Genomic DNA, 20,650 nt, shown 5'->3' on the forward strand with positions numbered 1-20,650 from the left:
ATCTGTAAGGATCGGTGATCGCCACCGCGTCGCAGAGCGCGCCGTGCGCGACGCCTGTGCACCACGCGGGCCCGGTCCGTCGTGGCGCACCGTACGCATCCCCAGGATCGGAGACGACTTCCCATGACCAGCCCTGTCCGCCTCGCCGTCATCTACTACTCCTCCACCGGATTCTCGGCCGAGATCGCCAAGGAGATCGCGGAGGCGGCCGAGAAGGCGGGCGCCGAGGTGCGCCTGCTGAAGGCCGCCGAACTGGCCCCCGAGGCCGCCGTCGCCTCGAACGAGGCGTGGGCCGCCCATGCCGCGGCGAGCGCGGGCATTCCGGAGGCCACCGCCGCCGACGTCGAGTGGGCGGACGCGATCGTCTTCGGCACCCCCACCCGCTTCGGGAACATCTCGTCCCAGCTGAAGCAGTTCATCGACACCCTGGGCGGCCTGTGGGCCCAGGGTAAGCTGGCCAACAAGGTCTACAGCGGCTTCGTGACGACCGCCACCGCGCACGGCGGCCAGGAGTCGACGCTGCTCGCCCTGTACAACTCCATCCACCACTTCGGCGGCATCATCGTGTCCCCGGGCTACACCGACCCCGTCAAGTTCGTCGACGGCAACCCCTACGGCACCTCGCACGTCGACGCCCAGGGCAACAACCCGGTCGGCGAGCAGACCCGCAACGCCGCCCGTCACCAGGCCGAGCGCGTGGTCCAGGTCGCCGCCGCCCTGAAGGCCGGCCTCGCCTGACCTGCCCCGTAGTGCGGCCGTCCCGGGGGACGCCGTGCGCCTGTCCGCACCGCAAGTCCGACAGCCGATGTGCTGCCGGACTCGCGGTGCGCGCTGTACCGGCCCGCCGGCCCGGAGGTTGCTTGGGGAGGGCGGGGTGACGACGCCGCCGCGTGGTGCGGACGGCTGACACGGCAGGTGGTGGCAACCGGCCGTCACCGGAACGGAGAGGACGGTCATTGCGGCTCCGCTATCCGCTATTGGAGCCAGTGAACCTTCTCCAACCTGGAAGGCCGCCAGGTCGGCACTGCTCCTTCGTCAAGGCGTGGGCCATTGGCGGAAGTCCTGCACGATGGGGTCGGGCTCGCCCGTCTCGGGATCAAGGCCGGCAAGCCAACGCCGCTGCTGCTCGCGCCAGTGCACGAAGGGGGCCGTCCTGCCCCAGAGGGAAGCGTCACCCAGAGGGCACTCGGCGAACTCGGCTCGCATCATCTTGACCAGGAAGTCGACCATGCCGCAGTCGAACAGCGCCCATCGGGACTCTCCGTGGCTGACCTGCCGACGCCAGGCCACGACGGGCCATCTGTCGGGATCCGGGTCAAGCATCAGCCGGCCCAACTCGTTGCAGTTGCAGCCGGAGCCCCACGGCAGCAAGGCACTCCTGTCCGCCGTGACGCCAGGAACGCCCCCTTCGGTGTCCCACAGGTCCCGGAACGCAGGCACACTGTCCGTGCCGTCGGATGCGGGTCGGGTGGATGGGTTGGGGGTCCCCGGGGTCCTCTCGGCTGTGTCCCTCACAGGCATGACTTGGGTGACCCCGGTCCTGGGTGTGAGCCTTGGGCGCTTGTTCGCCCGTTGTTCGGGGACTGGCCCGTGCGGGGTTGATCTGGCGGTAGCGTGATCGTCATGACGGCTGAGGGCGAGGCGCTGGTCGGCGGGATGGTGAACGCGGGGGCGGTCTTTCGCCGGGGGGCGTTGGTTGAGCGCCCGGCGCCGCGCAACGCGCGCGCTGTGCATGCCCATCTCCTCGCTCTGAAGGAGCACGGCTTCGACGCGGCGCCGGCCCCTGTGGGTCTCACCGCGGACGGCCGTGAGCAGCTGACCTTCATCCCAGGCGACGTGGCTCTGCCACCCTTCCCCAACTGGGCGATGACGAAGCCTGCTCTCGAATCGGTGGGGCGCCTGCTGCGGCGCTTGCATGAGACCAGCGCGGCCGTCGCGGTCGACACCGATGCCGAGTGGCCCCGGGACTTGGCCGACCCGGAGGGGGGAACGATGCTGTGTCACAACGACGTGTGCCCGGAGAACGTCGTCTTCCGCGATGGTCGTGCCGCTGCCCTGATCGATTTCGACTTGGCGGCCCCGGGCCGCCCCCTGTGGGACATCGCCATGACCGCGCGCTATTGGGTGCCCATGGTCGATCCCGGATCGGCAGCTGCCCGCTACCCCTCCGGACTGGATGCGCCCGCGCGGCTGCGGATTCTCGCCGACAGTTACGGCCTCTCGGCGGGGGAGCGCGCTGAGTTGCCCGGCGTCGTCGAGCAGGCCACGGAGGTCTGCCGGGCCTTCGTCGCCCGCCGCGTGGCCGACGGTGACCCCGTCTATCTCCAGGCGCTGGCCGAGCGTGGTGGATGGGAACGCTGGGACCGTATGCAGACCTGGCTGGTGGGCCACCGCAAGATGTTCACGGCTGCCCTGCTGAACTGACCGGCCCGGGACGTTCGAACGAGCTGGTCGACCGAGGCTGGCTGAGGACCTGGAGCGCGGCCCGCCTGGGGCAGCCTTGGGAGGCGAGCCAGCCAGCCGGGCCGGTGCTGAGGTCTGGTCACTTTCGCCAGAACAGGTGGTGTGTCACGCCGCTCGGGCTGGGCACGACCTCGAGGTGGAACCGATCGAGCAGCTCACGGGCGGACTTCCAGAGTTGCAGGCCGGACCCGAGCTTCACCGGCGAGACCGCCACGTGCATGGTGTCGACGAGGTCGGCGTCCAGGAATTCCCGGATGGTGGTGACCCCGCCGCCGAGTCGGACGTCCTTGCCCTGCGCCGCTTCCCGCGCCTGCTCCAGGACCGTGGCGGGGTCGCCGTCGACGAAGTGGGTCTCCCAGGTGATCCGGACCGGCGAACGGCAGGCGTGGTTCCTGGCCGAGCACCTGGTCGACACACCGCTGGTTCGCGCCCGAGGAATGGCCTCGGCCGTCCGACCGTACGCGAGGCGGTGTCCGGAGCGGCATGAGCCGGCATCCGCACGACGGGCCGCCGCCCGCATACGATGCAGCGAAGATCGAAGACAGTCGCCTTCGCACCAGACGGAGCGTTGCCGGACCGGGAGCGGATGATGGATCTGCGGCAGATGGAGGTCGTCGTCTCGGTGGCGGACACGGGCGGTTTCACTGCGGCGGCACGGCGGCTGCACGTGGTCCAGTCCGCCGTGTCCAGCACGGTCCGCGCCCTTGAACGCGAACTGGGCACCCCCTTGTTCGACCGCACCACACACCGTGTCGCCCTCACCCCGGCCGGCGAGGCGTTCGTCCCCGCCGCACGCGCGGCACTGCGGGCCGCCGAACTGGCCCGGGAGGCGGTCGACGCCGTGCAGGGGCAACTGCGCGGGCGGGTGACGGTCGGCACGATGCAGGGGGTGTGGGCGGGGCTCCACCACGCCTTGGCCGCGCTGCGTGCGGAGCACCCGGGCGTGGTCGTGCAGCTGCGACAGGCGGCCGTCGCCGACATCCGGCAGGCACTGCGTGAGGGCACGGTGGACCTGGCCGTGGTGGCCCTGGACCGCCAGCAGCAGCGTGGGCTCACGACCCGGCTGCTGTCCCGCGAGGACATGGTGCTGCTGGCGTCACCCCGGCGGGTGCTCACCGGGGTGACGCCGAAGGGCGAGGTCCGGCTGGCGGACGTCGCCCCGTTGCCACTGGTGGACTTCACACCCGGCTGGGCCATCCGCTACGCGGTCGACCGGGCCTTCCGGGCGGCGGGCGTCGACCGCAGCACGACGTTCGAGGTGAACGACATCGTGGCGGCAGCCGAGCTGGTCCGCAACGACCTGGGCGTCTGCATCATGCCCAAATCGATCGGGGACCGCTTCCCCGATCTGCTCCAGTACCGGTTCGACCGACACGCGCCGAACTGGAAGATCATGGTGGTCCGCCCTCCGGGCGAGGCACCGCCGGCGGTCGCCGCACTACTGCGGCACATCACCTGACCGGGTCTTCAAGGGGACAGCTACAACTCCCCGCCCACATGCTGGTGATCCACACATGGCTCAACGCCAACAGGTCGCTGACCCTGAGGTGTCCCAGGAGCCGGAAGGGCATGCACCCGCTCCTGAACCACCAGTCATCGGGAGAGCGCCATGTCGAGTCCGCCCCTGTCCGTCGAGTCCCCCGCGGTGCTGTTCACGGAACTGGAGCGGCGTCACCGCTGCTTCGTCTGGGTCGGATTCGCAGCCATCACCGCCTTCCTCCCCCCGATCGTCGTCGGCTTCGCGCAGCACGCCCATACGAAACTGAGCCTGGTGCGGACAGGTCTTCTGTCCGGCCTCGTCTACGTCCCGGCGACCTTCGTCGCCCTCGCCTGGGTCTCCATCTCCGACCGGCGCGACGAGCGGGTGAAGCACGTGGTCTGGGGAGCGCTGCTGGCCGCAGCCGGCACCGTCCTGGCCATCAGCGCCTCCAACCTGTGGGTGACCCTGCTCGGTACGGTCCTGCTCACCTCCGGCAGCTACGCCGCCCGCTTCCTCATCTGGCAGATCCCGGTGGCACACCTGAGAGGACGGGTGGCTGTGTCGGTCGGCATCGCCATCACCACCACGGTCGGCAACCTCGGCAGCTTCCTGGCGCCCTACATCGTGGGATGGCTGCGGGACAGCACCGGAAACGTCGACAGCGGGCTGTACTTCATCGCCGTCTCGCTCGTCGCCTGCGCGCTGGTGACCGTGGCAGGCAACCGCATCCGGGTGCACCCGGCGCACGCCCACACACCCACCACCCGTCACGGCGACATCGAAGAGAACCTCGCCCATTGAACAGGTGACGGCACACCGTGCTCAGCATCGACCACATCTCCCTCGGCTGCCGCAGTATCTGCGAAGGCACCGAACGACTCTGCGACGAGACCGGGTCCGGACAGTACGAAGGCGGCTGCTTCCCGCACCTCGGCATCGCCAACCGCATCGTGCCGCTCGGTCCGGACCAGTACATCGAGGTGGAGAGCGTCATCGACGCCTACTCCCCGCAGACGAACCCGAGCGCCCGCTGGTTCTACGACCAGATCGAAAGAGGCGATGTCTACATCGGCTTGGTGCCTGGGCGTCGACTCGCGCGACGAACTGACCAAGCCGGCACGGCACTTCGGCACCGACATCGTCGACAAGCCCCAGCGCAGGCGGACGGACGGTGTGCAGCGCAACGCGTTCACGAGACGATTCCCTGCCGGCAGCAGGGACTGCCCATCGTCTTCCTGGCCGAGGAAGGACATGCGGTCAGGGCTCGGCGACGCGGCCTGCGATCGGCCCCTGAGGTACAACGGCGAACGTCCTGGTGTGTACGCCGTGGCCGTCGCCACGGACCAGGGCGAGGTGGTCATCCGGCGCACGGAGGTCACCCAGCCGGAATAGTTCGCGGAGGGTGCGGGCGGTCGCCCTGTCGAGGCACTGCTACCTCCGGGGCGACGCACTTCCCGAGACAACCGGAGTGTGACAGGGCGAAGACGCCGTAGACCGCTGCCAAAGTCCCCGTGCTCAGGGCAAGAGCCTGAAAGAGCGCGGAGGAAACGACCCCCAGGACGCCGGCGAACCAGACCGGGCTGCGCACGAGATGCCGGACGAGATGGAGCCGGGCCGACGAGTCGGACACCTGCAGAGCCGCTCGCCGTTGCAGCACGGTTCCCGCCGCGTTGCCACCGGCGGCCACTACGGCGAACACCACCGCCAGAATCATTTCAGTCCCACCACTTCCACGTTGTGAGTTGCTTCCGCGGGCGCACGGCTCTGTCGGCGAGCAGAGGGCCGGACGACCCGGTGCGGTCCGTCCGCGCGGACCGCACCGGGTGCGGAGTGACCGTGTGGACCGCACCGGGTGCGGAGTGACCCGCCTTCCCACGGTTGTGTGTTCAGCTGGACACAGGGACGGCCTTCCGTTCGGCGGCGCGGTGTTCGGTGAGCCAGTACAGCAGCGCCAGCAGCGGCAGGGCCGCGCCGAGGATGCTGACCGCGCCCCAGCCGCCGGCGCGGTAGGCGATCGAGCCGAGCTGGGAGCCGAGGGCGCCGCCGAGGAAGAACGTGGCGATGAAGGCCGAGTTGAGGCGGGCCCGGGCGTGCGGGTCGAGCTGGTAGACCGTGTGCTGGCCGAGGATCAGGGTGGTCTGCACGGCCATGTCGATGAGGATCGCGGCCAGGGCGAGCAGCACGATGCTGTGCTGTCCGAGGCCCGCGACAGCGAAGGCCGCGGCGGCGACGGCGAACGCGAGGCCGGTCATGGGGCGGGCGAGCTTGCGGTCGGCCCAGTGTCCGGCGAGCGGGGCGATGGCGGCACCGGCGGCTCCGACGAGGGCGAACATGCCGACGCCGACGGGGGAGTAGCGGAAGTCCGGGCCGGTCAGGACGTACGAGATGGTGGTCCAGAAGGCGCTGAAGGAACCGAACATGGCTGCCTGGTAGAGGCCGCGGCGCAGCAGTGCGGGGTGGGTGCGTACCAGCGCGATGGTGGAGCGCAGCACGTGGTGGTACGGCACGGTCGTGGTCGGGGCGTGCTGGGGCAGTGCGGCCCGCAGGGCGACGGCCAGGAGGGCCATCAGGGCGGCGGCCAGGAGGGCCATCAGGGCGGCGGAGCCGAGGTAGACGACGCGCCAGCCGGCGATGTCGGAGACCAGACTGCTGAGGGTGCGGGAGAGCAGGATGCCGGTGAGCAGGCCGCTCATCACCCGGCCGACGATCCGGCCGCGGGCGTGGTCGGGGGCCAGGCTCGCCGCGAAGGGGACCAGGATCTGGGCGACGACCGAGGTGGCACCGCTGATCAGGGAGGCGGCCAGCAGCATGGGGAAGCCGGTGGCGAGGCCGGCCGCCACCAGGGCGAGGGTGGTGACGGTCAGCAGGATGGTGATCAGGCCGCGCTTTTCCAGCCGGTCGCCGAGCGGCACCAGGAAGAGCATGCCGATCACGTAACCGACCTGGGTCAGCGTGATGAGGACGCCCGCGGTGGCCGTGGAGATGTGGAAGACGTCGCGCAGGGACGACAGCAGCGGCTGCGCGTAGTACAGATTGGCGACCGTCATGCCGGAGGCGACGGCGAGCAGCGCGACCAGCCAGCCCGGTACGCCGTGGGAAGCCGGGGTGCCGGCCGCCGCGCGGTGTGACGTGCGCGGAGCGGATGTGCGGAGATCGGGTGACTGGGACATGGGACCTTCTTCGTGGCGGACGAGCCGGGGACCTGGCTCGCCGATGACGCGTGACGGTGGTCGAGCGGCTTCCTTGCTGCTCTCATCTGGACCAAGCGCGGGACACCTCGTGTAGCTTCCCTATGTGGCGCGATGGATTTCGATGTCAGTTATCTCAATGACAGATGACCGCAGAAAGTCCGCCCCCCGGTGGGCTGCTGGACGCGTCGGCGGCGACGGACGTCCTGGGCCTTCTCCCACCCCTCGCCTCGGTGCGACCGCCCCGGACGCCGTAGGCTGGCGAGAGGCCTCGGCGAAGAGATCACAGGCAGAACATGCCAAGGGGCGCGGCCTCGGCCTGCCACTTTCCCCAAGGGAGTTTCGACCGAGATTTCACGAAGACCTCCGCTCGAATGATCCGCAATGGCCGTTTCGCGGCGCCATCGCTACGGTAGCGACGGCTACCGTAGGCAGTTGTCTTTCGCTGCACGCAGGGAAGTCCACCAGCGCACTGTTCGACCCCTGAGCGAATGTGCGGCGTGCCCGGTCCGCGAATCCGGTCCACGGAGTTTCCGGGCGAGCGCCGTGCAGTGCGGGAATGTCCACGCGATAGCCGGGGTCCGTTCAGGAACCTCCACATCGCATGCATATCCGGATTGCTGATCTCTGTCAGCGATACGTACTCGTGACGGACCTCCTGTCCCAGCACCGTGCCGAGCGTGGCCGTGAGGTGAAGGAGACGGCGCACGGATACTTGTGAACAACATGAGTCAGTACGTCAGGAGTCGGCTTGTCCCGCACCCATCCCCGCAAGTTCTCACGTTCCGAGACCACACGGGCCGAGGCGTTCAGTGACGGTGTGTTCGCCATCGCCGTCACGCTTCTCGTTCTCAATCTCGCCGACCCTCCGCACAAACCGGGCGGCCTCGGCCAGGCTCTGCTGGCTCTGTGGCCTGCCTACCTCGGCTACCTGGCGTCCTTCGGCTATGTCGCGGTGATCTGGCTCAACCATCACCAGGCCTTCGTCCGTATCAGGACCATGGATCGCGGGCTGCATGCCGCCAACCTGTTCCTGCTGCTCACCACGGGGTTGTTGTCCTTTCCGACCGCGGTGGTGGCGGACGCGCTGCAGGCAGATCCCATGGGCGCGGACGCGCGGGTGGCCGTCGCTCTGTACGCAGGCATCGCCGCGGCGATGTGTCTGAGCTGGGTGGCCTTCTACCAGCAGATCTGCCGCCGGCCCGAGCTGCTGGACCCTGAGGTGGAGGACACGTACGTGCGGCACGGCCGGCTTCGTTCCTGGGCCGGTGCCCTCGCCTACACCGTCGCCGGGCTTCTCGGGGTGCTCGTCGCACCGCTGCTGGCGATCGCCGTGTTCGTCCTCCTCCCGGTCTTCTACTTCGTCACCAGCGAAGGTCTGCCCGGTGGGACGGCTCCGCCTGATGCCGGACATCGGGCCGACGAGACAGGTCGTGACGGTGCGGTCTGACACGTCCTGACACTCGGTGGCACGCTGTCAGCCGGGCGGACAGTGCCGTTCGACGTCCGGAGCCCTGGGTCGGCCGAGGTGTTCGGTCTGCGACGCGGCCGGGCCTCGCCGACCCTGGCGTGACGCGCCGGGGCGCTCGTGGGCAGGTGCATCGGCGCCGACTTTGCAAAGCAGGACCGCGGAGGCCTGTGGCCCGCGATCGGTTGAGCGCCGGCCGACCGAGGACAAGGGAGCCACCGCACCAAGCCGAGGGCCGACGACGGCGTGCCCGCCCTGCAGAACGGCCTGCTGGACCACCTGAAGCCGGTCTCACTGACGTGAGCCAGGCGCGAGGCGGACCTGCCGTGGCCTCGCACGGCGGGCCGGCGGCAATGCGGGAATCCGAGGAGCTCCATGGCCGAGCAGGCCATCGCCCCCGCGGACCGCGCCACTGGGACCGACGCGAGGAAGGCGTGATGCAGCCGAGGAACGCGTTCGAGACTCTGGTCATCGGCGGGTCCGTCGGAGGCCTTGCGGCAGCCCACGAGATGCGAGCCGTCGGCGCCGAAGTCGCTGTGTACGAGCGCTCCGCCGGCAGGATGGAGGCCCGTCGCGCGGGCAGGCGCCGGCAGCGCGGCCGCCGCTTCAAGGCGCAGTTCGGCTGAGCGTGTCGATGGCCTCGCGCAGCCATTCCCGCTCTGCCGTTCCGGTGGCGCGGGCTACGCGCAGCATGCCTTCCCGGAACAGGTCGCCGGCCTCTTCCGCGCGCACTGGCTCGCCTCCCCGGTAGAAGAAGCTCGACGGGGTCTCGAGGAAGGCCAGGCGGCGGCGCAGCACCGCGGCCTGTTCGGCGGGGCTGTCCAGGTGCCGCAGGAAGGCCAGGACCGTATTGAAGCGGGCGTGGTCGGTGATCTCGGCTTGTTTGGGTGTGCGTAGCCGCACCAGCAGCTCCGCGCGGCCCTTGTCGGTCAGGGACAGCACCCGGCGGGGGGCGGCGCTCGCGCCGGCTTCCGTGCGCTGGTCGAGCAGCCCGGCGGCGAGGAGCCGGTTGATGGCCGGGTAGAGCGCGCCGTCGCTGACCGGGCGGACGTGCCCGGTGAGAGCCTTGATGCGTTCCTTCAGCTCGTAGCCGTGCAGCGGTGCCTCGGCGAGGAAGCCGAGGATCGACAACTCCAGCACGCGTTCCTCCTTGCGGGCGGCCGGCCTCCATGTTACCTCTAATCGAGCTACCTCGTTTAGAGGTATGGTGCTCGATGAGGTCAAGGAGGCCGGGCTTGAACCCCCACCGCAGGCGGCTCATATCGCTCGCCCACCCCGTCTACTTCTCGCTCCTCGCCTCGGTCGCATCCGGGATCGTCAACACCGTCTGGGTCTCCCGGCTCGGCGGCGCCGCCGTCGCCGCCGTGGCGGTCGCCACCAACACCGAGAACCTGCTGCTCGGTGTCGCCCTGGTCTTCGCCTCCGGTACGACCGTTTCGGTGGCGTACGCCCGGGGGGCCCGCGACCCGGCCGCCGTACGGGCCGCCGTACGCGGCGGTTGGGCACTGTGCGGGCTGGTGACCCCGACCTTCGCGGTGGGCGGGTTCTTACTGCGCGGGCCCCTGGCCCGGCTGGTCCTCGGCAGTGCCGACCCGGAGCCCCTGCGGCTGGCCACCGCCTACTTCGCGATCTCCCTGCCCGGCATGGCCGTCTTCTTCGCCCAGCAGCTTGTCGACGGCATCCTCAAGGGCACCGGCGACACGCGTACCCCCCTGCGGCTCGCGCTCCTTGCCAACGGGCTGATCCTGCTGTGCGACCCCGTCCTCATCCACCTCTACGGCGTGCGGGGCGCTGCCGCCTCCACTGTGCTGTGCCGCTGCGCGGCCCTGGCGGTGGGCCTGCGTGCCCTGCGCCGCAATTCGCTGCTGCGGACGGCCGCCCGGGCCTGTTCCGCCGAGCCGCTCCCCGTCGCCCTGCAGCGCACGCTCACCACCGGGCTGCCCATGTCCGCCGACTTCACCGTGCGGCAAGGAGGGGCGCTGGTGCTGGTGGCGATCGTCGCCCGGCTCGGCGTCACCGTGGTGGCGGCCTACGCCATTGCCTACAAGGTGATGTACGTCGCCACCATGGCCTTTTACGCGGTGCGGCAGGCAGCCGCGATCCACACCGCGCACACCCGGGGCGCGGGCGAAGACGCACGGCGGGACATCGGCCGGCAGGCGGTACGCCTCTCCGGGACGCTGGGGCTCGCGGCCACTGCTCTGTTCGCCGCCACCGCGCCCTGGATCATGGCCGCCTTCGGCGCCGGCCCTGACGCCGCCCACCAGGGTGTGCTGTTCCTGCGCTGCATCGGCCCCTACCTGCTGTCGATGGCCTGCTTCATCGCGCTCGGCGGAGTCTTCGAGGGGAGCGGGGGAGCGCCCGCGCTGCTCCGGGTCACCCTGCTCGGCACCGCCGTCCAACTGCCCTTGGCGTACGCCCTGTCCGGCCTCGGCCTGCCCGGCGTCTGCCTGGCGCTGGGGCTCGCCATGGCAGCGCAGTGCGCGGCGGTCACGGTGCTACTGCTGCAGGGTCGGCACCAGGAACAGACCGGGGTCTCATTGGCGCGGGTCGGCTGAGGTTTTGAAGACCCGCGAACGGCTCACCGCACTCGCTCACGAACTGAACGACCCGCGCTGCACCGCGCCCGGATCGCGGCCTTCCTGCGCACCTTGAAGCCCTGAGCAGCCCTCTTGGAATTCACGCGGGGACCAGTTCCAGGAACTCTGCTCCACCACGCCAGTTCAGCGTTTCTCCCAGGCTGCAGCACAAAGCGCAGTGCTCTTGGTACGTTGCGGCTGCCCGTGGACCGTCTTGCGAGGGGGCGCCTCACGCGGAGGCGGCACCGTAGGCGTCGACCGGTGGAGGCTCGTGGGTGCGCGTTCCCGGGTGTGGGGCCGATGTCGGCAGGAAGGAATGCCAACCATGATCCTCCCGAAGGTCAGGGACCCTCGCTTCGTGACGATCCGCCGTGGTGGGACCCTCACTGATTCGGATCACCGCCTCCTCGCCCTTTGGGCGGCAACGTGCGCGGAGCACGTCCTTGACCTCTTCGAGTCGGCTCAGCCTGAGGACCCACGGCCGCGCCGGGCGATCGAGCATTCCCGCGCCTGGGTGCGTGGCGAGGTCAAGATGATGCAGGCCCGCGCGGCGGGCGGCCATGCAATGGGCGCGGCTCGAGACCTGCGTGGCGCAGCACGGTATGCCGCTTACGCCGCCGGCCAGGCCGCGGTCGTCGCACATGTCGCCGCGCACGAGCTCGGTGCGGCTGCCTATGCGATCAAGGCCGTACGCGCTGCCGCGCCAGAAGACGAGAGTGAGGCCGCAGGACGACTCGAGTGCCAGTGGCAGCGTGACCAGCTCCCGGAGGCGATTCGCGAGCTGGTGCTCGACGACCAGCGCTTGCGGAACGACATCTGCTGGTCGGTGTTTGACGGCTGAGCGCACGTCGGGCGCAAACACCGTCCACGCGGAGCTGAACGCCGTCATCTGTCGGTCTCCGGGCCATCGCAGGCGCGCGCTGTCGCACCGGATCCCGCGGGGCTTCCTCCGTCTCGGTGGGCACCCGCACGGCCGGGAGTTCCCCGATCCCCAGCAGCCGCGCCAGCTACTCGGCATCCCGCTGTGAGAACGTCCTCGCCGAGTTGCATCCCGGCGGCGTCATGATGGGCGCGGGCGGTGGTTGAGTCCACGCCGACCAGCGACAGGTCCACGGCGCTCCGCCTCGCGGCTCCGGCGATCAGATCCTCCAGCAGGGCCCCGAAGACACCGGCATCCCGCCACTGCCTGGAGCGGTTGTGGACGGTGGGCCAGGCGCCGAACTCGGCCGGCATCTCCCGCCACTGCCCGTCAGTCCGAAGCCGCCGGATCACGCCCTCCAACTGCTGCCGCAGCCGCTCGAGATGCGGACAGTGCCTGCCGATCGGCAGGCACGGCTCGACGAATTCCCCGACGAATTCCCCACACTCATCGGTCAGTTGTTCCCGCGTCATGCACGACGATCCACCATATGTCCTGTGACGACGAACCCGGAGCGTGTGCCATCGATGGTCGGGCGGTACTCCTACCGCCCGGAGCGCGGCATCCGTACGACCGCCGTTCCTGCGGCCAGGTCCACCGTCGTCCTGTTCGGCGGGGCCCCGCCATCCTCGCAGCCGGTGACGCGTCGAATGTCAGCCATGGTCCAGGGGTAGGGGGGGGCGCTCGTCGCGGGGCTCGGTAGCGGGGAGCAGTTCCACCACGGCGTAGCCGAGGCGTGGCCGGATCCACTCACCGTCGCGTTCTGTACCGAGCACACCGCCGAGGAAGGCCATCTCGAATGTGCCGGTGGGCGTCTCCCAGCGGAACGGGACGCGGGAGATGTGCGAAGGGAAGTCCTCCTCGTCGGTGGTTCCCGGGCCGAACGACTGCTTGGGAGACGGTCCGTCGTCGGTGTATCGGTGGGCGAAAAAAGCGGTGATCCAGCCAGTGACCCTGTCGCCGCCGGACGCCGACTCCCACTTGTAGAGCGAACGCCAGAACTCCTGGTCGATGCCCCACCCCGAAGCAGTCGCGCTGATCGAGTCCAGTACCGGGTGCAAGGCGGCGAACCACGGCCGCAGGCCTTCGAACCATCCTTCCAGCTCCCGTACCCGGGCCGCCAGCAGGCGCCAGTCTCGGTCCGTGCCCTCCAGTCGGATCCGGGGAATGCCGCAGAGCGAGGTCCATCGGAAGCGGTAGTACGGGCTGACCACGTCCATCAGCGCCACGAGCGCGGCCGTGGCGTCGGTGGGGGTGGTGGTCGAGAAGGCGGGCTGGAACAGGTTGGCTACATCATCGCCGATGCGGGCACGCAGGGGCTGTTGGACCCGGTTGATCGAGCGCCCCCAATCCAGCGAGGCCAGGTCGTCGCGGACGGCGATGGTCTGCCGGTGCCCCGGCGTTTCGGTGAACAGTCCCGCGTATGTGCCGGAGTTGAGGCGGACGTGGACGGCTACCTCGTGCACGACGACGTACCAGAGCAGGTCGGGTGAGAGGCTCAGTGGCAGGTGAGCCGTGAAGCACAGGTGAACGGCGCGCAGCAGGAGGCTGGAGGTGGGCTCCCTGGTCTCCGGAGCGTCGGTGGACCAGCCAACGAGGCGATCGGTGCTGCGGTGGTGGAATCGCGCCTGGTCGCGGAGCACAGCCGCAGGAAGCGCTCGTTGCCGAGTTCGGTGAGCTCGGAAGCGAGCCGAGCGGTCTCGGCGTCTTCAGCGAGCGGCAGGTCTATCTCGAAAGCCATCCGTATCCCCCACAAGCGGTGATCGGCCTTGATCGTAAGAGACCGATGAGACCCTCGTTTCTGTACCACCGCTCGCGTGGCGAAGTCGGAACTCTGGATCAGACGATTTCATGATGTCCGTGGAATGCGGCGCGCCATCATGCAGTAGATCGGGCACGTCCTGGCGCTGCTGCTCCTCTTCAACCTGGCCAACTTCCCTGACACACTGCTTTTGCTGCGTGCCCACGACCCCCTGTGCCTGTCCACGGCCGGGGTCGTCGGCGCCTACGCGGTCTACAACCTCGCCTACGCCGCCCTGTCCTACCCCGCCGGAGCCCCGTCCGGCCGCCGGCCACGTCCGCTCGTGTTCGCGGCGGGCCTGGCCTTCGTCGCTGTCGGCCACCTCGGCCTCATCCATGCGCCCTGGCTGATCTTCGTGGTCCTGCCCCTGTACGGGGGATTCGCCGCCCGCACCGACGGGTTGGCAAAGCCTGGATCTCCACCCTCGTCCCCGACCGCCAACAGGGCACGGCCCAGGGCCTCTACCAGGGCGCCACCGGAGCCGCCGTTCTCCTCGCCGGCCGCCGGGCTCGCCCGGGGCGCCGACGGGCACGTTCCCCTTCTGGCGTCCGGCACCGCAGCCCTCGTCCTGGCCGCCGCTCTCCCTGTCCTCAGCCGCTACCGGGTAGCCGCCCGGTGACAAAACCGGCGGTCGTTAATTGACGTGTCCTTGACCGCTCCCGTCAACTGCCTTTGTGCGGTGCAGCGTTAGTCTCGTCCGGCAACCCGCGTCCCGCCGACATCGGGACCGTACATGCGCCAGCCAAGCCCAAGTCGGACCGCTGTTCGGGTAGTTGGGGGAATCGCCATGCGCAAACGTACAAGAGCGTCTGTCATAGCCACCGCTGCCGCGTTACTGCTCGTCGCCACGGTCGGCAGTTCCGCAGCCTCGGGCGACGGTCGGCCCGACCACCTGGTTTCACCCACTGACCCTTACGCCGCCTGTGACATCAGTGGCGACGGGACCGGCACCAACTACCCGTCCGCGGAGGACGAACCGTACGTCACCGTTTCCCCGCGCGAACCGCGTGACGCGGTCGGCATCTTCCAGCAGGACCGCTGGTCCAACGGCGGCGCCCGCGGCCTGACCGCCACGTACACCCGCGACGGGCGGCACTTCACCGAGACCCCGCTGCCGTTCTCGCACTGCGCCCCGGGCGGGCTCAACTACCAGCGCGCGTCCGACGGCTGGGTGAGCACCGGACCCGACGGCACCGTCTACGCCAGCGGCCTGGTATTCGACGCCACCGACGCACGCAACGGCGTGGCCGCCTCCACGTCGTACGACGGCGGCCGTACCTGGAAACACACGATCCCCCTGATCGACGACACGCAGGCCCAGTTCACCGACGACAAGAACGCCGTCACCGCCGACCCCGTCCACCCCGGCGTCGCCTACCAGGTCTGGGACCGCATCGACGAGGACGACTCCGCCAAGGTCTACGACGGACCCGCCTACATCTCCATCACCCGCGACGGCGGCCGGCACTGGTCCACGGCCCGACCGTTCGTGGACACCTCCGTCGTCCCGCACTCCCAGACCATCGGCAACGTCATCGTCGTCGACCCGCGCACCGACACCCTCTACGACGTCTTCGACTGGCAGACCTACGACATCGACTACGCGACCGGCACCTTCACGCCCACCGACCTGCACTTCGCCCTCGTCAAGTCGACCGACCAGGGCCGCACGTGGAGCAAACCGGTCACCATCGCCAAGGACACATCCGTACCCGAGGTCGACCCCAACGCCCCCACCGACGCCACCAAGTCACTGCGGGCGGGCGGCGACCTGCCGAACGTGGCCATCGACCCGCACACCGGTGAGCTGTACGTCGCCTACGAAGGTTCGGACTTCAGCGGCGGCGCCTACGACTCCGTGGAACTGACCCACTCCGTCGACGGCGGCCGCACCTGGTCAGCCCCGACGCGGGTCAACCAGGTCGCCTCCGCGCCCGCCTTCACGCCCTCGATCAGCGTGGACGAACGGGGCACGGTCGCGATCACCTACTACGACCTGCGCTACCTCACCGCCGGGAACACCACGACCCTGCCCACCGCCGCCTGGCTGGCCACCTTCCCCCGCGGTGCGGAAAACCGCACCACCGAGCGCCGCGTCTCCCGCGTCTTCGACTGGCTCCAGGCCCCCTACGCCGGAGGCCACTTCCTCGGCGACTACGAGGGCCTCGCCACGGATGGCCGATTCGGCGTACGGCCGCTGTTCGTCGAGACCAATTCCAACGCGCCGCAGAACTCCACGGACGCTTACAGCGGGCTGTTCCCCACCGGCACGGGCTACGGCCCCATTGCTGCGGCCACGGCCACACCGCGCGCGACGGGATCCCGGGCAGCCCGGCCTCACCGGATCGACCGGTGATCGAAGGCCCGCCCCCAAAGTGCTGCGACGAGCGCAAGTTTGGGTTCATGCGAGGCGCAAGGTAAACAACCCGCCATTTTTTCCTAGGGTCCCTTTGTAGAACTGTCGCGGGCCACGCCAAGATCTTGCTGCGCCGGGGACACCCCCGTATGCCCCGGTGCAGGGGGGAGAGGGCATGTTGCCCCCTAGGCACCAGCGGCGGTTCATGATCTGCACCGTCGTACCGGCCGCGTTCGGACTGGTAAGCACCGAGTCGTTCGGCGGGGCCGCCGAGGCGGAGAACTCCGCGTTGGCGACGGCTCAGTTCACCGAGGCCCGTAGGCGCCCGGCGTGGTCACGCCCGGCGCCTACGGCGCCGCCTTGCCAACCTGCCCGACGTCCCCGCCAACGCGGTGAAGCTCCTCCCGAACGGCGGCCTCGCCCTCGGCACCGACCTGGCCACCTTCCACCGGCCCGCCGGCGCCACCCAGTGGGTGGTCCTCGGCCACAACCTGCCCACCACGGCCGTGATGCAGCTCCGCCTCGGCCCCGACGGCAAGCTGTACGCCGCCACGCACGGACGCGGTATGCGGCCCTTCGACGTACGACACCTCAAGGGCCGTAACACGACGTGGAGGGCGAGGCCGGAGGACCGGCCGTCCCGGTTCCGCTTGCCGACGGCGTTGTGGCCTGCGGGTCGACGGAAGGACGCGGCGGTGCCGAGCGCGCTTCCGAACGCCGCCGCTCCCTCCGCAGGCGCTCAGCAAGCCGGAAACGGCAACCAGAACGGCCCCGAACCAAGGCCAGGCCGACCCATGCCCCGCGCCGCGTCTGCCATGCTCCACCGCCACAACTGCCCCCTTACGCCACCGCACGCCTCTGTGACATCCTGGGCTGCGGCTCAGTTTCTAGGGGCTGGCCGGGACAGGATGGGGATCCCACCGCTGCATCAGAGGTGGGGTGAGTTCCGGCAGGCGCCGGAACTCACCCCACGTGGCGATGTCGGCGCCTCAGCGGCGGGTCGGCAGGGGCCCGGTCGTGTGCGGTGTGGAAACGGTGGCCGCACCGCGGGTGGTGGAGGCGGCGCTGCCCCCTGTTACAGCGAGGGGCCCGGCGGTGTAGAGGGCCTCGTCGAACGCTTGCCCGTTGGCCGGGGCCTTGCCGACGGCGAAGGCAGAGACCGCCTTGCCCGCGATAACGGAGGTGGACAGGTAGTCGCCGACCATGCTGCCCTGGGTCGAGTTCGCGATCTGGGACAGGGACATGGGTCCCGCGACGGTGCTCGGGCTGCTCCAGGTGCTGCCGCCGTTGGCGGAGGAGACGTAGCCGACCTCCAGCTGGCAGGTGGAGGAGGTGCAGTTCGCTGTCGGATAGAAGTAGTAGTAGAGCCCGATTTTGGCCGTTGTGCCGGACGTGGTGGGGTCGACGCCGATGCCGGGGATGAAGTGGTCGGCGCTGCTGGTGGTGGCGTCGATCGGGACCCGGGTCACGGCCGACCAGCTGGTGCCATTGGTGGAGGTCGCGTACACGATGTCGTTGGCCGGGCAGCCGGAGCGGAAGCGGCAGTCCTGCCAGGCGACGTAGATCTTGCCGGAGCCGTCGATCTCGGCGGACGGCAGGCCCTCACCGTCCCGCAGGTTGCCGGCCACGCCGTGGCTTGAGACGTTGGCGATCAGCGTGCTGGAGGACCAGCTGGTGCCGCCGTTGGTGGAGTTGAAGGCGCGGATGGCGCTGCCGTTGGCGGAGTAGGGGACGACGACCGTGCCGTTGGGCTGCACCAGAGGCTGGCCGCCCAGACCGCTGGGGCCGCCGGAGGGGGTGACCGGTGCCGACCACGTGGCGCCGCCGTCGGTCGACCTGCTCATCACCACGGCGTTGCCCGAGGACGTGATGTCGACCTCGACGTAGCAGGTGCCGTAGTAGGGGCTGGAGGCCGTGTCGTCGCAGACGATCCACTCCTTGTCGTAACCCTGGCCGTCGTTGCCGACCGCCATGACCGGGTTCTGCCAGACGGTGCCGTTCGTCGAGCGGCTGACCGTGACGCCCGCGCCGTTGACGTTGGAGTCGATGACCAGCCCGGCGACCATCCAGGTACCGTGCTTGGCGTCGTATGCGACTGCCGGGTCGGAGACGCGGGCCCAGCTGCCTCCGCCCTGGTAGGTGGTGATGCCGGGCAGCATGCCGTGCTGCCAGGTGGTGCCGCCGTCGGTGGAGGTGTTCCAGCCGATGTCGGAGGAGCCGCCGTCGGTGAACCGGCCGACCTGCGAGGAAGCGACGATCGTGTTGCCGTACGCGAAGGTGTCCGGCTCCAGCTCGGTGGCGTGCTGGCTGGAGGTGTTCGTGAACGGGTCGGTGCTGACCTGGGTCAGCCCGGGCGGCGGGGCGGCGGTGGTGAAGGCGACGTCGTCGTAGAGCGTGTAGGTCGCGTCGCCCGCGTAGTTGTCGTCGTGGCTGACCAGGGTGAGTTTGTAGCTGTGACCGGCGGTCACTGCCGAGGTGACCTGCTTCCAGCCCTGGCCGTTGGTGCACGTCTTCGCCAGTACGGTCGTCGTGGTGCCGGCCGTGGTGTCGGCCAGGGTTGCGGTGGCCCAGTCGTACGTCACCGTGTCGGGGCAGGTCACGTTGTACCAGAAGGACAGCTGTGTGCTGCCGTTGGGAGCGGTGAAGGTCTGGGCGATGGACGAGTCGCCGTTGGTGGGGGAGGTGCCGCCGACCCGGGCGGCGTAGGTACCCGTGTGCGCGCCGGAACTGACCACCGAAGTGGTGCCGGACGTGGTCCAACCGGTCAGACTCCCGGACTCGAAGCCTCCATTGGAGACGTCGGCCAGCGCCGGGTGGGACGCGAGGAGGAGGCCGCCCAAGGACAGAAGGGCGGTCGTGGCGGTCGCCACGGATCTGCGGAAAGCGGTGCGCGACATGAGGAGACCCCTTGTCGGTGATGGAGGTGGGATGAGGGGACCGCCGACGCACGGCCGGCGGTCCGCCCCGGGGACGACGTTTCAGGAACAGGTCCCTGGCCCTGCATGGATCAGGACAGGGTCACGTCGTCGTAGCGGTGTACGCGGCATCACCCGTGTAGTTGTCGTCGTGGCTGATCAGGGTGAGCGTGTAGCTGTGCCCGGCGGTGACGGACGCGGTCTTCTGGACCCAGCGGGAGCAGGACACACAGGTCTTGGCGAGCACCGTGGTCGTCGTCCCGGTGGTGTTGTCCTTGAGCGTGGCCGTGGCAGTCGTAGGTGACGGTGTCCGGGCAGATCACGTTGGAGTAGAAGCCGAGCGTGCTGGAGCCGGACGGGGCGGTGAAGGTCTGGGCGATGGAGGAGTCACCGTTGGTCGGTGACGTGCTGCCGACCCGGGCCGCGTACGCGCCGCTGTGCGCCCCGGAGCTCACCACCGACGCGGCGCCGGCCGATGTCCAGCCGGTCAGAGTGCCCGTCCCGAAGCCGCCGTTGGTGATCCCACCACCGCTGCCGGAGGTGACCTTCAGCGTGTAGGTCACGGCGTGGGTGGCCGAGGCGCCCGTGCCGGTGACGGTGATGTTGTACGTCCCCGCCGGCGTCGACGAGGAGGTCGCCACCGTCAGCGTGGACGAGCCGCCTGCATTGACCGAGGACGGGCTGAAGCTCGCGGTCGCCCCACCGGGCAGCCCGGCCGCCGACAGGCTCGCGGACTGCGCCGAACCGGACATCACAGCGGTAGAGACCGCAGTGCTCGCCGACGAACCGGCGGCCACGCGGACGACCGCGTCACCGTCGTTGGTGGACTGGCAGGAGCCGCCGAAGCCGGACCACGGGGTGCTGGTGCCGGTCGGCGCGAGGAGGGTGGCTCCGGACTTGGAGCACACCGCGTAGGCGGTGTTCACGGTCTCGACGATCTGGCCGGAGCCGACGGCGGCGTTCGGGTCCGGCGGAACACCGGTGATCGAGTAGTTGCCGGCGCCGATGCCCTCGAAGTTCGTGCCCGTGGAGGGGGCGGAGGGGCCGCCCGGGCTGGACTGGACGACCGGATCGGGGATGCGCGAGCCAGGCGGGTGCGGGAGGCGTTCCTCGCCGGGGTCGTCGTCCTGCTGCCTCTTGCCGTGGTGGCCGTGGCGGGCGTGGGCGGCCATGGAGCGCAGGGTGGGGGAGGCGTCGTGGCGGACGGCCGGGCCGGTGTCGGCCGAGTGGCGGGCCGCCGGGGCGTGGGGTGTGGGGTTGGCCTGGGCCGCGGGAGCGGAGAGCCAGAGTGCGGGGACTGCGGTCAGGATCGCGGTGAGCGCGACCATCCGGCCGCGTCTGCGTCTGGATCGGGACACGGAACATCCTTTCGGGCAGCCGGAGACCGCCCGGCATGTGCGGAGAGAAGGACGTTCACGCCGATGGAGCGCGTGTTCGCAATCCGGGATGGTTGCACCGGACATGCCACGCAACAAGAGAGA

17 protein-coding genes and 3 pseudogenes are annotated in these 20,650 nt (G+C 69.8%); 12 read left to right on the plus strand and 8 right to left on the minus strand.

What is annotated here, in order from left to right; genetic code table 11:
• Positions 1-123: 123 nt before the first annotated feature.
• Positions 124-738, plus strand: coding sequence for an NAD(P)H:quinone oxidoreductase (gene wrbA, locus ACFYZJ_RS10490; protein ID WP_388565255.1), 615 nt, complete (start codon positions 124-126; stop codon positions 736-738).
• Between the two features lie 297 nt (positions 739-1,035).
• Here the strand turns inward: wrbA and ACFYZJ_RS10495 are convergent, their stop codons facing one another.
• A complete protein-coding gene (locus ACFYZJ_RS10495; protein WP_388565258.1) occupies positions 1,036-1,323 on the minus strand; it encodes a hypothetical protein in 288 nt (95 codons plus the stop codon).
• Between the two features lie 300 nt (positions 1,324-1,623).
• Between ACFYZJ_RS10495 and ACFYZJ_RS10500 the strand changes: the two genes are divergently transcribed.
• Positions 1,624-2,424 carry a phosphotransferase gene (locus tag ACFYZJ_RS10500; RefSeq protein WP_388565260.1) on the plus strand — a complete coding sequence of 267 codons (801 nt, stop codon included), beginning with the start codon at positions 1,624-1,626 and terminating at the stop codon, positions 2,422-2,424.
• A gap of 118 nt (positions 2,425-2,542) precedes the next feature.
• Here the strand turns inward: ACFYZJ_RS10500 and ACFYZJ_RS10505 are convergent.
• Positions 2,543-2,812, minus strand: a pseudogene (locus tag ACFYZJ_RS10505) (dihydrofolate reductase family protein); the annotation flags it as partial.
• A 1-nt stretch (position 2,813) separates the two neighbouring features.
• Between ACFYZJ_RS10505 and ACFYZJ_RS10510 the strand changes: the two are divergent.
• The 4 genes and pseudogenes from ACFYZJ_RS10510 to ACFYZJ_RS10525 all read left to right on the plus strand — a co-directional run.
• Positions 2,814-2,894: pseudogene (locus ACFYZJ_RS10510) on the plus strand (DNA starvation/stationary phase protection protein); the annotation flags it as partial.
• A 155-nt stretch (positions 2,895-3,049) separates the two neighbouring features.
• Positions 3,050-3,922, plus strand: coding sequence for a LysR family transcriptional regulator (locus ACFYZJ_RS10515; RefSeq protein ID WP_388565263.1), 873 nt, complete (start codon positions 3,050-3,052; stop codon positions 3,920-3,922).
• Positions 3,923-4,072: 150 nt separating this feature from the next.
• Positions 4,073-4,744, plus strand: a complete 672-nt coding sequence (locus tag ACFYZJ_RS10520; protein ID WP_388565266.1) for an MFS transporter — start codon at positions 4,073-4,075, stop codon at positions 4,742-4,744.
• A gap of 17 nt (positions 4,745-4,761) precedes the next feature.
• A complete protein-coding gene (locus ACFYZJ_RS10525; RefSeq protein ID WP_388565269.1) occupies positions 4,762-5,436 on the plus strand; it encodes a VOC family protein in 675 nt (224 codons plus the stop codon).
• 393 nt (positions 5,437-5,829) lie between these two features.
• Here ACFYZJ_RS10525 and ACFYZJ_RS10530 read toward each other — a convergent pair whose 3' ends face one another.
• On the minus strand, positions 5,830-6,990 hold the full coding sequence (locus tag ACFYZJ_RS10530) for an MFS transporter (protein ID WP_388565581.1): 1,161 nt from the start codon (positions 6,988-6,990) through the stop codon (positions 5,830-5,832).
• Positions 6,991-7,882: 892 nt separating this feature from the next.
• Here ACFYZJ_RS10530 and ACFYZJ_RS10535 point away from each other — a divergent pair.
• Both ACFYZJ_RS10535 and ACFYZJ_RS10540 read left to right on the plus strand, forming a co-directional pair.
• On the plus strand, positions 7,883-8,581 hold the full coding sequence (locus ACFYZJ_RS10535) for a TMEM175 family protein (RefSeq protein ID WP_388565272.1): 699 nt from the start codon (positions 7,883-7,885) through the stop codon (positions 8,579-8,581).
• A gap of 455 nt (positions 8,582-9,036) precedes the next feature.
• Positions 9,037-9,225, plus strand: coding sequence for an NAD(P)-binding protein (locus tag ACFYZJ_RS10540; RefSeq protein WP_388565274.1), 189 nt, complete (start codon positions 9,037-9,039; stop codon positions 9,223-9,225).
• Here ACFYZJ_RS10540 and ACFYZJ_RS10545 read toward each other — a convergent pair.
• Complete coding sequence (locus tag ACFYZJ_RS10545) at positions 9,206-9,739, minus strand: PadR family transcriptional regulator (RefSeq protein WP_388565277.1); 534 nt, start codon at positions 9,737-9,739, stop codon at positions 9,206-9,208. The genes ACFYZJ_RS10540 and ACFYZJ_RS10545 overlap by 20 nt on opposite strands.
• Before the next feature lie 95 nt (positions 9,740-9,834).
• Between ACFYZJ_RS10545 and ACFYZJ_RS10550 the strand changes: the two genes are divergently transcribed.
• Complete coding sequence (locus tag ACFYZJ_RS10550; RefSeq protein WP_388565280.1) at positions 9,835-11,157, plus strand: MATE family efflux transporter; 1,323 nt, start codon at positions 9,835-9,837, stop codon at positions 11,155-11,157.
• Positions 11,158-11,503: 346 nt separating this feature from the next.
• On the plus strand, positions 11,504-12,019 hold the full coding sequence (locus tag ACFYZJ_RS10555) for a putative immunity protein (protein ID WP_388565282.1): 516 nt from the start codon (positions 11,504-11,506) through the stop codon (positions 12,017-12,019).
• 179 nt (positions 12,020-12,198) lie between these two features.
• Here the strand turns inward: ACFYZJ_RS10555 and ACFYZJ_RS10560 are convergent.
• Both ACFYZJ_RS10560 and ACFYZJ_RS10565 read right to left on the minus strand, forming a co-directional pair.
• Positions 12,199-12,570, minus strand: a pseudogene (locus ACFYZJ_RS10560) (transposase); the annotation flags it as partial.
• Positions 12,571-12,750: 180 nt separating this feature from the next.
• Complete coding sequence (locus ACFYZJ_RS10565) at positions 12,751-13,740, minus strand: DUF4419 domain-containing protein (protein WP_388565285.1); 990 nt, start codon at positions 13,738-13,740, stop codon at positions 12,751-12,753.
• Between the two features lie 309 nt (positions 13,741-14,049).
• On the opposite strand from ACFYZJ_RS10565, the gene ACFYZJ_RS10570 reads away from it, so the two are divergent.
• On the plus strand, positions 14,050-14,517 hold the full coding sequence (locus ACFYZJ_RS10570; protein ID WP_388565287.1) for a hypothetical protein: 468 nt from the start codon (positions 14,050-14,052) through the stop codon (positions 14,515-14,517).
• A gap of 168 nt (positions 14,518-14,685) precedes the next feature.
• Complete coding sequence (locus ACFYZJ_RS10575; protein ID WP_388565290.1) at positions 14,686-16,254, plus strand: neuraminidase (sialidase); 1,569 nt, start codon at positions 14,686-14,688, stop codon at positions 16,252-16,254.
• A gap of 989 nt (positions 16,255-17,243) precedes the next feature.
• Here the strand turns inward: ACFYZJ_RS10575 and ACFYZJ_RS10580 are convergent.
• Together ACFYZJ_RS10580 and ACFYZJ_RS10585 are read right to left on the minus strand one after the other, a co-directional pair.
• Positions 17,244-19,151 carry a hypothetical protein gene (locus ACFYZJ_RS10580; protein WP_388565292.1) on the minus strand — a complete coding sequence of 636 codons (1,908 nt, stop codon included), beginning with the start codon at positions 19,149-19,151 and terminating at the stop codon, positions 17,244-17,246.
• A 149-nt stretch (positions 19,152-19,300) separates the two neighbouring features.
• Positions 19,301-20,527 (minus strand): hypothetical protein, encoded by a 1,227-nt coding sequence (locus tag ACFYZJ_RS10585; RefSeq protein ID WP_388565294.1) that lies wholly within the window; start codon positions 20,525-20,527, stop codon positions 19,301-19,303.
• Positions 20,528-20,650 lie beyond the last annotated feature (123 nt).

Origin of the sequence: Streptomyces sp. NPDC001848 (assembly GCF_042891915.1) — a bacterium.
Lineage (GTDB): Bacteria > Actinomycetota > Actinomycetes > Streptomycetales > Streptomycetaceae > Streptomyces.